Genomic DNA, 11,797 nt, shown 5'->3' on the forward strand with positions numbered 1-11,797 from the left:
CATCAAAAATTGCCGCACGCTCATATTAGGGACTAAAAATAATAATTTATATTGAATTATTGAAAGATCAACCAGAAAGAATCTCGATCATCCCTGCCCGCACAAACCCCTTATCAAAAGCCCACCTGTAATGTTGATTACGTCAGGCCCGACGTAGTGAGTCAACAGCGGATTTTGGGACCGTGAAGAGGTGGGTTTGGCTGTTTCGCTTCCCTGGCTTCCGATCATTTTTCAGACAGAAAGCGCTCGTTTCTTCGAACTCTTTGCCGAATTGGCATGCAAACAGCGGCGACAACCGGCCGCCGCCGCATCCGATTTAGACTGTATGACAAAGCAGCTCATCGCAAAGCGATCAGTTGGGACGCCGTGCGGATTGCAGGCTTAATATTTCGCACCGGACTTGTTATCCGCTCGGCCGAAATCGGTCGGCTGGCTCACCGGGAGCCCACCCGCGGATTAGACCTCACGCCGCGAAACAACAGCGGGGCGCACGCGAGAAAGAGCATAATGCAGGTCAGCGTCAATGACATGCCGATAGCCGGTCGGCATGCTGTCGCGCGCTACCACAAACAGCAGCTCCCACAGTGCCATCGATAACGGCAGGGCAAAAGTTATGGCGCGGGCGAGCTTCATGGGTCGGCCGAGTATGGCTGCAGCCATGAATGGCGCCTGAAAGGCTCTCACGGACGAGCGCAACAGCTGCCGGAAATCCCGCAAATCTGTCATTGCTTGTTTTAAATGGCACGATTTCTTACCTATACACTTCAAGTGCTTAGATCGAAAAATGAAGCATTCCCGGCATCTCCGCGCTATTCCGCGCGTCATGAAAAAACCTGTCCTCTCAGGAATTCAGGCCTCCGGCAATCCCTGGGGCGCATCAATGCTGGGCACCGCCGGGCAACAAGGAGAAGCCATCTCCCGGAGAACTAGCTGCCGCAATCAAGGCCTGCCTGCGCCAGCCAGCTGGCCCAGGCGCGCTCTACGGCACGTTTTGCTGAGGCCTTACCCTGCACAAGACCGCGCCCTCTTCCTATCCATTTCATGGAAACCCCATCAACCGAATAGGCCCATGTCCCCGGATCCGAACTGATTGGAGTGATTGAGGCAATTACTATGTCGCCGAGCATCGCATGCTCGCCGTCATCGGTGAAGGGCGTCCAGACCAATTTGAGCTTAGCCGTCAACAAAATTGAATCTCCAGATTGCGGATATTGCCGTGCTTTCAACGGCTGTCATTGAAGCTCCGTAACCAGGCCGGGAGCAGTGCTATCGGCTGCGGCTTCATCTCAGGCAGTTATGCCGTTTTTCAAGCCCTTTTGGCGCCCCGGCCTGACTCGCAATTCGCTCGAACTGACCGGTCTTGATCTCCACATACCGTAATCTCCATCTGCTTCAAATTGGCTCGTCTCCTTGGCCATGCACTCGTGATGAAGGGGCCGGGCTCCTGAAAGCTTCCGCAGCTGGCATGTCGCATCATGCCCAGATGAAGCGCGCTCCCGCGATTATCTCGGGCCATAGACCGGCCTTGCGATGCCGATCTCGACAGCAGCGCGGGCAGCCATAGCCCCTTCCACAAACGGAAACCTCCAAAAAAGCGCGGCGATTCAATTTGCAATCCAATCGGACATGATTTGCTTTGCGGACTTCGCCTTGTCTTCCATCATTTTTCCTGAAGGCCCGAGAACCGCAGTCAGCACGGTCGCGGACCATGGTTGACTTGCCTGATCCTTTGGGCTTTTCGGAATTAGCACCTTTCACCAGGGACGTTTTCAGTCAGTGGCCTTGCCCCCTTCCGACTGGAAGGGCCGCCGCTTGCAAAGATCGCACCGCGGATGATGAGCGCAGAGGCGCTGTTGTTTGGCGACCATGGCATAGACGCCCACATCACGGCGATGTTGATCCGGCTGTGCAAAGGGTCTGGAGCAACAGGTTAGAGGTTTCGATCAGGACCTTGGGGATCAATCGAGAAGCGATACTGTCTTCCGGATGCAGCCTGCGGCAGCAAAGTTCCCAACGGCCGCGCCGCAGCGGCCCTCTCCGCCGCCTCCGGTTTACCAAACATGTAGCCCTGGCCTGCGCCGCACCCTAGCTGAACGAGCATGTCCCGCTGTTCGGGTGTCTCGATGCCCTCGGCAATGACCTCAAGATTCAGGCTGACGGCAAGTGACGTGACAGCGCTTACGATCGCGGCACTGTGCGGCTCACTGCAGATATCATCCACGAAACTCCTGTCGATCTTCAGTCTTGTGACCGGAATCTGTTTGAGCGTGCTGAGTGAGGCAAAACCGGTGCCGAAATCATCGAGGGCAATACCCACCCCGGCCATGCGTAATTGATTGAGGCTCGCGAGGATATGTTCGTCTGCCCGAAGTGCAATCGTTTCAGTGATCTCCAGTTCAAGATCAGCCGGTTGAAGTGCATGTCGTTCCAGCGCTTCGCTCACGGTCTGCGCCAGATTGCCGGAAGTAAGCTGCGCTGCGAACAGGTTAACACTGATCCGCGGCATGTGCCGACCAGCAGCACGCCACCGGACCAGCTGCGCGCAAGCCTCGTTGATGATCCAGCTTCCCACCGTGAAGGCGGTTCTGTGCGTCTCAAGCACCGGCATGAAGACCCCGGGAAGAAGCAAGCCACGCGTGGGATGGCGCCAGCGAAGCAACGCCTCCGCACCGATCGGTTCGCAGTCATTCAGCCGAACCTGCGGCTGGTAGAACAGTTCCCATTCGCCACGTTCCGTTGCCTGCCGCAATTCGGCCCTAAACGCGCGCTGCGCGGTGAGCTGATTTGCCATTCCGGCGTCAAACAGCCGGACTCTGCGCCCACTATCTTTTTTTGCGGCGAGTAGCGCAAGGTCGGCACGAAGAAGCAGTTCATCCGCATCGGCAGCGTGGAGCGGAGCCAATGAAAGCCCAATGCTGGTCCCGACATACAAGAGATGTCCTGCTATCTGGAACGGCTGCGAAAACGCATCCAGGATGTGCTCGGCCTGCGTGCGTGCGCCGAGCGGGTCATCACTGCCCGGAAGAAGCAGTGCAAATTCATCGCCTCCGATGCGGGCCAATGCAGCGTCGGCGCCAATGGTTGACGTCAGCCTGAGCGCGACGGCCTGAAGAAGGGCATCACCGGTTGAATGACCGAAGCTGTCGTTGATCGACTTGAACCCGTCCAGATCCAGCGCAAGCAGGGCTGCGGCACCTTGCTCTTTCAGGCAGTCGGCGACACTCTGGGTAAAACACGAGCGGTTCAGCAAGCCTGTCAATGCGTCATGGTTTGCAAGATGCTGGAGACGGGCTTCCCGCTCGCGGCGAACAGTGATGTCCTGAATCTGGGCGGCGACCTCCATTCCGCGCAACCCGAGCCAGGAGGAAATCGTCATCTCGATTGGAAACTCGGTCCCGTCTGCTTTGATCGCCACCACTTCTACGGTCTTGCCCGACAGGGTGACGGGACCGCCGGCAACAATGCGCTTCAAGCCGTGGTTGTGCTGATCGCGGAATCTTGGCGGGATGATGATATCGAGCGAGCGGCCGATCATGTCCGCAGCCGCATGACCAAATATATTCTCGGCAGCCTTGTTCCAGAATGTGACTCTGCCTTCCACAGTAGCTGTGATCAGCGCCATGGACGTGGAATTGGCGAAGCCGCCCAACGCCATCCCTCCGCGCATGGCTCTGTTTTTCCGCATGCTCGCAACAACCATTTTTGCCAGGTGTCCCAGAAGGTCCCGCTCTTCAGGGCTGAAATTTTCACGAGGCTTGGTGTCAATGATGCAGAACGCGCCGAGATGGATGCCTTCATCGTCTATCAGCGGAGCGCCAGCATAGAACCGGATACGAGGTTCGTCCTTCACGAGAGGATTGTCGCAAAACCGTACGTCGACCGCGGCGTCAAGAACGATCAGAGGCTCATATTTCGTAAGAGTGTGCGCGCAGAATGAAACCGCGCGTGGTGTGCTGGAAACAGCTAATCCGTGATGTGATTTCAGCCACTGCTCATGCTCGCCGATTAGCGACACAAGGCATATCGGCACACTGAATAAGCGGGCTCCGAGCTCGGTAAAATAGTCATAGTCAAGTTCGGGTGGGCTGCCGAACAATTCGTAGGAATGCATTGCCTCAAGGCGGTGTTCTTCGGAGACTGGCGATGTCACTTTATGTCTCCGCTAAATTCGGAAAGCCCCTACAGCATCTCGCACCCCCGGGTTAAATCAAAATGAATCATCGTAGATCCGGTAGAAGCGCAAATTTTATAGCACGCGGATTACGGCCGCAGGGCGGGGGCGGCCAGTTTTTGCCCCGCGCCGCGCGCGCCATTACCGCGCGAAAGGACGGAGCCGTCAGCGCCGACGAGAGCGGGAAGCCCCAGGGAAACGAGGCGGCGCTGCCATGAGAAGAAGAATGGGCCATCAGACGGCTCCATTGCGATAAAGACCGCGCCCAGCAGCCATTTGCGCAAGGCGGGACGGTCCTCGCGCTCCATCGCCGGCATGGGTCGCGCTCGACGCCAGCAGCAGCAGCGCTTCCCCGCCGACATAGGGCAGATCGAAAAGCTCCGCTTCGGCCCGCCCGCCGGCCACATTGCCCGCCAGAACGGCGAATGTGGCGAACAGGCTGGCAAAGGGGCGGCAATCGCTCATCAGATAGATCCAGAAACCCGGCGTGGCTCTCGATCCATCCTGCTGGCGTGCGTAATGGTCTTGATGCGCGCTCATCGGCGCGCCTCCTGCAACAGGGCGTATCGGGCCTTTTCGATCCGCTCGGCTTCGGCGGCGGGTGCCCAGTAACCGGTGTCGCGGTCACAACTGCGCGCGATGAAGGTGCGGATCATACCGAACAGGCCGGCGTGGCCAAGAGCCTCATCGCCGCCCGTTCCCCCGCCGCCCGTTATCTGCACGCGCAGAGCTATGGCGCGGATGCCGATTATGTCGAAACGGGCCAGTCCGACGACACGCGCGAGGTGCAGATCGCGCTTGCCATGCACAAGATCCTCTATGTTGCCCCCACCCCGCCCACCAAATACAAGGGCCGCCGCCTTGTCGGCGAGGAGTGTTGAAATCGCATGAGCCAGTTCTGGAGTCCATTGGTCCACCGCCTGTCGCCTTATGTTCCGGGCGAGCAGCCGCGCGTTGAGGGCCTCATCAAACTCAACACCAATGAATTGCCCTTTGGCCCCTCGCCCGCCGTGGCCGGGGCGATCGAGGCGGCGGCGCGGGAGGGTTTGCAGCTCTATCCCGATCCGCAGTCGGGCGCGTTGTGCGAGGCTTTGGCCGCCTATCACGGGATGCCGCGCGATCATGTGTTCGTGGGCAATGGTTCGGATGAGGTGCTGGCCCATGCCTTTGCCGGCTTGCTCAAGCATGACGGCCAGCTGCTGTTTCCCGACATCACCTACAGTTTCTATCCCACCTATTGCCGATTGTTCGGCATTGCCTATGAAACCGTGCCGCTGGATGGCGCGATGCAGGTCAATATCGAGGACTATCGCCGCGCAACCGGGGCCATAGTCGGAGCGGTGATCCTGCCCAATCCCAATGCGCCCACCGGGGTCGGGCTGGGGCTGGACGCAGTCGAGCGGCTGCTGGCGATGCACGCGCACGCGCCGGTGGTAATCGACGAGGCCTATGTCGATTTCGGCGCGCAGAGCGCCCTGCCCCTGATCGCACGCTATCCCAATCTGCTGATCGTGCGCACCCTATCGAAATCGCGCGGACTGGCGGGGCTGCGGGTCGGCTATGCACTGGGCCAGCCTCATCTGATCGAGGCGCTGGTGCGGGTGAAGGACAGTTTCAATTCTTATCCGCTCGACCGTCTGGCTCAGGCCGGGGCGCTGGCCTCGCTGGGCGACGAGGATTATTTTCAGCAAGGGTGCGCGGCGATCATCGAAAACCGCGCGCAGCTGGTGACAGGGCTGGAGCGCCTTGGCTTTGCGGTCCTGCCCTCTCAGGCCAATTTCGTCTTTGCCCGCCATAGCGCGCGCGGCGGGGCGGAACTGGCGCAGGCGCTGCGGGCGAAAAAGATCCTCGTGCGCCATTTCAACGCGCCCCGGATCGATCCATTCCTGCGCATCACCGTGGGCAATGGGGATCAGGTTTCCGTACTGTTGCAGGCGCTGGAGGACATCCTGAGCTGTTAAAGCGCCTGCCACACATCCGCCATCAGGCCCCGCAGCCATTGCGACACCTGATCGGCATCGCCATCGCGCCGCCAGCACAGCATCACCTCGTAGGGTTCAAGCGCCAGCGGCGGCGCAAATGTGGCCAGCCCCGTTGAACGCGCCAGCGCCAGCGCCGCATGGGTGGGCAAAGTGGCGATCCAGCCCGCCCCCTGCAGAAAGGGCGGCAGAGCGGCAAATTGTGTCAGCGCGGTGATCACCCGCCGTTTGCGGCCCAGCGCCTGCAAGGCCTCGTCAATGAGGCCGCTGCGCCCGGAATAGGACACCAGCACATGAGGCAGCGCAATATAGTCCTCCAGCGTTGGCGGGGCCGCATGGGCGATCGGATCGGCAAGGCATAGGTAGGAGGACTGGCCAATCGCCTGATAGCGGATGGCTTGTCCCCTCCCCTTGCCCCCGGCGATCATCGCCACGTCGATCTCTCGCGCTTCCAGCATCGCGGCGGCGGTCCGGCTGTTGCATTGGCGAAAGATCACCGAGGCTTGCGGCGCCTCGGCCAGCAGGCGGCGGACCAGCGCGGGGCCGCAGGCCAGCATGAAATCATCCGACATGCCCACCACCAGCGCCCGCGCCACGCCCTCGGGCACAAAGGGTGAGAGCGGCGCCAGCGCCTCGCTCATCCGATCCAGCGCGGCGCTCAGCACCGGGGCCATGGCTGTGGCGCGCGGCGTCGGCTCCATGCCGATGCGGCTGCGCACAAACAACGGGTCATCGGTGATCACCCGCAGCCGCGCCAACGCCCCGCTCACCGCCGACTGGCTCAGGTTCAGGCGAATGGCCGCGCGCGACACGCTGCGCTCCTCCCAGATCGCCAGAAAGCTGGTGGCGAGGTTGAGATCGAGGCGAGCAATATCGTTCAAACCGATAATTTTCTTCATAATATGCGGTTTGCCCGATGATAGGCCTTTACGTCAAACTGTACCGATCAATTCGCAAAGGACATTTCATGCGCCAGCATCGCGTCGCCGTCGTTCAGGCCGGCAGCCAGTTGTTCAACACAACCCTCACCCTGGAACGCATGGCCGCCCATTGCGAGGCGGTGAAGCGGGAGGGCGCCGAACTGGCCGTGTTTCCCGAAGCCTATATCGGCGGCTATCCCAAGGGGCTGGATTTCGGCGCAAGGATCGGCACGCGCACGCCCGAGGGGCGCGAGGACTATCTGCGCTACTGGCACGCGGCCATCGAGGTGGATGGGCCGGAATGCCGCATCATGGGCGGCTTTGCCGCCGAGATGAAAGCGCATCTGGTGGTCGGCGTGATCGAGCGCGAGGGCACAACGCTTTATTGCTCGGCGATGTTTTTCGGGCCTGACGGCGCATTTCTCGGCAAGCATCGCAAACTGATGCCCACCGCCAGCGAACGTCTTGTCTGGGCGCAGGGCGATGCCTCCACCCTGCCCGCCATCGCGACGCCGATAGGGCGGTTGGGTTCGGCAATCTGCTGGGAAAATTACATGCCGCTGCTGCGCCAGACGATGTATGCCAAGGGCGTCGATCTGTGGTGCGCCCCGACCGTCGACGAGCGCGAGATCTGGCAATCCTCGATGCGCCATATCGCCTATGAAGGGCGGCTCTTTGTCCTGAGCGCCTGCCAATACATGACCCGCGCCGATGCGCCCGAGGATTATGCTGCCTTTGCCGATATGGCCCCCGACACCGAATTGATCAAAGGCGGCAGCGTGATCGTCAGCCCGCTGGGCGAGATTCTGGCCGGGCCTCTGCGCGGGCGCGAGGGCGTGTTGGCCGCGACCATTGATTTGGATGATGTGGTACGCGCGCGCTATGATCTCGATGTGGCGGGCCATTATGCGCGGCCAGACGTTTTTTCACTGCATCTTGAAGCTGCGGTAAAACCGCAGCTTCTGGACTAAGCGGTCGCTGAGCTGCGCGATCAGATCCATTTTTCATGCAGGATGGCCGGAATCGGCGCGGGGCCATTCTCGCGGCTCAGACAGAAGAGATGGTAATGGCGGCATCGCGCCATGCGCAGACCTTTGGGCATGGCGCCCATGTAGCAATCGTCCCCTGCCCAGTTGCCAGTCGCGCGATGCCCCGTTCAAGGCCGTTCATATAGGCGCGCACCAACGCCTCACCCCGCTACCGGCGCCCATAGCCAAGGATCGAGCAGACATCCTGTTCCGCCGCGCCGGCCAGACTACAGCGCTGGGCTCAAGAAAGATTACCTGCACCCAGTTCCTCATCGACTATCGCGCCGATGCTCCTGGTGGAAAGCTGCCCGCTCAGCCCCTGCTTAATCCGCTCGCTCAGCAGGTCCTGCAATTCGTCCCATGCGGCGATGCTGTCCTGAGAAAACAGGCGTCCGAGTGCATATTGACCGATCGTTTTGCCCTGCATGACCGCCAGCACCTTGAGGCTCTGCTGCTGCCGGCTGGTCATGTCGATGGTCTGGCGGCTCATGAAAACCTCGAGAGGGGAGCGATGGGCCAGAATAGTGCCGGAATCGGTTTTTGACCATAGATCTGATGCTCAGGCTCTTTTCTCCCTCTTTGAATCTATCATCACATCTCCCGCCGCGGGCAGCGGGTCAGGGGAGTTACATGTTAGATTAAGAAGATAAAGAGGCCACTGAAGAGAAAAGACGAGGATCTGGAACGTGTCGCAGCCTGTGGACAGAATCTGAAAGCACGAGGGATGCGACCTGAAAACACGTTGACCCGTTTCCAAAAGCACGTTGATTTCGACCTGAAAACTCGCCGCTGATTTTGAGCCTGCGGATAAGCGCGGGAAGGGGAATTTCGCGCCGTTGGCCCACCCGCGCACGGTTTTCGAGTCGCGGAAGAGGGGGGCGAAGCGGCGATGCACGAGCATTTCCCTGTTGCACGAGAATCGAACGTGTTTTTGGGAATGCCTCATACCGGCGGCTGACGTGTTTTCAGGAATGCGGGTTTGAGGGTGCGGAGCGATCGGGGCATGGCGCAATGAAAATGGCCTGAGGACAGGGAGTTTCGAACCGAGTCATCGGCAGATCTATGCAAATAGGGAGTTTTTTGGGGTTAGGAAGCGCGTTTTTGCGACTCCAAATGGCCCGATGACCGGCCCGCCCATGCCTTTTTTGCCCAGGCTGGATCGCCGAGACAGGCCTGGCCCGCCGCCTCAATCGACCTGATTTCCGAAAACACGTTTGAGTGCCGAACCCGCCGCCTAAAGGCCATCATTGCACGGGTGGCCTATAGGCCAGGGACCTAATGGCTGAGAAGCTGGAACTTGTTGCGCGGCAATGCGTCAGGATTGGCGTTCAAAAAGGCGTCGAACTGCTGCATCAGCGTGTCCAGATCCTGACGCGGACATTCCTCCCGGATCGCCTGTTCGATTTCGTCGTCCAGCACCTTTGCGCCCGCCCTGGACGGATGGTTACCGGAAACGGCTGCGCCTGGCTGGCATTTCACAAAAAATGATCGGATTTATCCGACCTATTCCATGTCCAGGATGGGGCCAATTGCCCGTGATCCGTCATCGAGTCATTATGAGAGCGGAGCGGAGGGGAAATGCGTGGTCCGCGACATGCGCAACCCACGCCCTGATCTGGTTGCCGACGCTCGATTGTATCCAGCCTGTCAGACGGCAAGAGGCAGCAAGTTTTCTCAAGAAGGGAATGCCCGCGCAAGCCGACTCTTGCCCCTGAAGAGCAGGCTTGGGACGGATGGCCGATCCCTGGCGGGGTTGAATTGAAACCCGGTAAAACTGGAGGGTTTTGACCGAACGTATCTTGCCGGCGAGGTACCCGCATCCAAAATGCGGCAGCCTGGCCAATTCCGCCTATGGGGAGCTCGTATCATCAGAGAAGCCGCCAGCCTCGCATAAGAAATTAAATGTCCCGTTCCGTCCACGCTGTCCCTGTGTCAGATCGGCCGCCGGCGCTGCATTCAACGACCCGGCAACCTCCCCTGCATCACAGATGCTCTTTATGAGATTTTGTCTTTTATCCGAATAATTTCGATCTATTGCACGAGGTAATGGCTAATCAAAAATCTCTGCGGCTGGATTGGATCGACGTTGCCAAAGGAGCCTGCATCGGACTGGTCGTGCTGGGCCATAGTGTCGAATGGTACATGCGGCATCTGACCGGAGGCGCGCCGATTTACCTCGCGACTTTCACGCAGTGGCTGCATCCGCTCAGAATGCCGCTTTTCTTTGCTGTATCTGGCCTTCTGGCAGCGGGAAAAATTAAACAGCCTATAGGTAATTTGTGGAGCAAGACCGCCGGTCTCTATATACTTTACTTGCTATGGACAGCGCTCTACTGTGTGAAGTTGATTATGCCTTCCGCGCGCGGCCCGTTTCCCTATCCCGACTTGGATCAGTTGATTCTTGCGCTCGTGCTACCAGTTTATCTTTGGTATATTTGGGCTCTTCCGGTATTCTATCTGATCGCGTGGGGTCTGGAACGGTTGTTGGGCGCCCGAAGTATTTACGCGCTTGTCCCAATGGCGCTTCTGTCAGTTGCCGCTCCGGCCATCGGGCAAGCCTGCGGGCCTATTACCGGCCCGCCATTTGATCCGGTGCATGTCCAAACCGTCTCCTTCAACCTGTTCTGGTTTTATCTGGGTCTCAAGGGCAAGGATGTCTGGATCGTGATGGTCGCCAAGGGTAGCTGGATAATGCTTTGGTTAGCAGGCCTGCTTTATGGCCTTGTTGTCGCTGTGTCAGAGTATTTTGATCTCGAAGACTACCTCGCCGTCATTTCCTCCGCCCTTGCACTGCGCTTTGCGATAGAGGTTCTGGGACGCGTTGATATTCAGACGCACGCTGGCAAGTGTCTCGCATTTGTTGGTAGGAACACATTGCCGGTCTATGTGATGCACACAACCGTACTGACGGGGTTTACCCTAGCCACGCGACTGCTGCCTGCCCATGCTGAGCAACAATATATGATGCTCTCCATTCAGTTGCTCGTTCCGATCCTTATTGCGACCCTTGCTACTTTGCTATGCATCGGCATCGCAAAAGCAGCAGCCAAAACACCATTCAGATTTCTTTTTGAGCCGTTGCCCTCGCCTTTGGTTCGAGACAAAAATCAGCTTAAGCTGAAAAGGCCCCCTGCTGCATCAGCGCGCTAAAGTGGCGGTGCAGCGCGGCAAACATGATGAGAGAGCGTGTTGCCTCACGAATGAATGTTCCCGAGCGGCATGGTCATTGCCTCACGTAAATGCTTCCTACCATGACCTCACCTGACGGGATACCGTGCAACGGAGCCGAAGGCGAAGTGGAACGGTATCCCGTCAGGCGGCGCTTGTCAGATCCTCGTCGTTTGGCTTGGCGATCATGGCACGGCCGGTCGGATCCTGCTTGTCGCCGAATACCAGAGACCATGCATTTTCACTCCGCCACCCTTTGAGGCGACGCTGCACCGTTCTAAGCAGCCCGCTGGAGTAATCGCCGGGTTGTTCCCGTTGTAATCGTTCGAGCAGTTCTCGGCCTGTTTTCCCCGGGTCATCTTCGAACCAGACACGTAACTGGTCGGTGACCTCGACGAGAGGATCGGGTCGGCGGCGCCCGCGCTTCTGGGGTTGCGGGAGTGTCAGGAATTCCGTGTACGGGGCGGCGGTTGAACATCAGGCCGCCATGGCCCGAACGAAACGATCGCCGAAGAGAACAGCGAACTGAGC

The 11,797-nt window shown here is 59.1% G+C and carries 10 protein-coding genes; 4 read left to right on the forward strand and 6 right to left on the reverse strand.

The window, feature by feature from the left end; all coding sequences use genetic code 11:
• Positions 1 to 456: 456 nt before the first annotated feature.
• From GGR38_RS20325 to GGR38_RS20335, 3 genes are all read right to left on the reverse strand, one after another.
• Positions 457 to 660 carry a hypothetical protein gene (locus GGR38_RS20325; RefSeq protein WP_183628175.1) on the reverse strand — a complete coding sequence of 68 codons (204 nt, stop codon included), beginning with the start codon at positions 658 to 660 and terminating at the stop codon, positions 457 to 459.
• Positions 661 to 1,930: 1,270 nt separating this feature from the next.
• Positions 1,931 to 4,150: an EAL domain-containing protein gene (locus GGR38_RS20330; RefSeq protein ID WP_183628177.1), complete on the reverse strand. Its 2,220-nt coding sequence runs from the start codon at positions 4,148 to 4,150 to the stop codon at positions 1,931 to 1,933.
• 255 nt (positions 4,151 to 4,405) lie between these two features.
• Positions 4,406 to 4,711, reverse strand: coding sequence for a cytochrome c oxidase subunit 3 family protein (locus GGR38_RS20335; protein WP_183628179.1), 306 nt, complete (start codon positions 4,709 to 4,711; stop codon positions 4,406 to 4,408).
• A 131-nt stretch (positions 4,712 to 4,842) separates the two neighbouring features.
• On the opposite strand from GGR38_RS20335, the gene GGR38_RS20340 reads away from it, so the two are divergent.
• Both GGR38_RS20340 and hisC read left to right on the forward strand, forming a co-directional pair.
• Positions 4,843 to 5,052 carry a hypothetical protein gene (locus GGR38_RS20340; protein ID WP_183628181.1) on the forward strand — a complete coding sequence of 70 codons (210 nt, stop codon included), beginning with the start codon at positions 4,843 to 4,845 and terminating at the stop codon, positions 5,050 to 5,052.
• Positions 5,053 to 5,058: 6 nt separating this feature from the next.
• Positions 5,059 to 6,132 carry a histidinol-phosphate transaminase gene (gene hisC, locus GGR38_RS20345; RefSeq protein ID WP_183628183.1) on the forward strand — a complete coding sequence of 358 codons (1,074 nt, stop codon included), beginning with the start codon at positions 5,059 to 5,061 and terminating at the stop codon, positions 6,130 to 6,132.
• Here hisC and GGR38_RS20350 read toward each other — a convergent pair.
• On the reverse strand, positions 6,129 to 7,049 hold the full coding sequence (locus GGR38_RS20350; protein ID WP_183628185.1) for a LysR substrate-binding domain-containing protein: 921 nt from the start codon (positions 7,047 to 7,049) through the stop codon (positions 6,129 to 6,131). The two genes, hisC and GGR38_RS20350, sit on opposite strands and share 4 nt — an antisense overlap.
• A gap of 68 nt (positions 7,050 to 7,117) precedes the next feature.
• On the opposite strand from GGR38_RS20350, the gene GGR38_RS20355 reads away from it, so the two are divergent.
• Complete coding sequence (locus GGR38_RS20355) at positions 7,118 to 8,041, forward strand: carbon-nitrogen hydrolase family protein (protein WP_183628187.1); 924 nt, start codon at positions 7,118 to 7,120, stop codon at positions 8,039 to 8,041.
• Between the two features lie 298 nt (positions 8,042 to 8,339).
• Here GGR38_RS20355 and GGR38_RS20365 read toward each other — a convergent pair whose 3' ends face one another.
• Together GGR38_RS20365 and GGR38_RS20370 are read right to left on the reverse strand one after the other, a co-directional pair.
• Positions 8,340 to 8,588 carry an antitoxin gene (locus GGR38_RS20365; protein WP_183628189.1) on the reverse strand — a complete coding sequence of 83 codons (249 nt, stop codon included), beginning with the start codon at positions 8,586 to 8,588 and terminating at the stop codon, positions 8,340 to 8,342.
• A gap of 785 nt (positions 8,589 to 9,373) precedes the next feature.
• Entirely contained in the window at positions 9,374 to 9,517 is a 144-nt protein-coding gene (locus tag GGR38_RS20370) for a hypothetical protein (protein WP_183628191.1), read from the reverse strand.
• A gap of 627 nt (positions 9,518 to 10,144) precedes the next feature.
• On the opposite strand from GGR38_RS20370, the gene GGR38_RS20375 reads away from it, so the two are divergent.
• A complete protein-coding gene (locus tag GGR38_RS20375; RefSeq protein ID WP_183628193.1) occupies positions 10,145 to 11,248 on the forward strand; it encodes an acyltransferase family protein in 1,104 nt (367 codons plus the stop codon).
• Positions 11,249 to 11,797 lie beyond the last annotated feature (549 nt).

It is taken from the genome of Novosphingobium sediminicola, assembly GCF_014196525.1.
Lineage (GTDB): Bacteria > Pseudomonadota > Alphaproteobacteria > Sphingomonadales > Sphingomonadaceae > Novosphingobium > Novosphingobium sediminicola.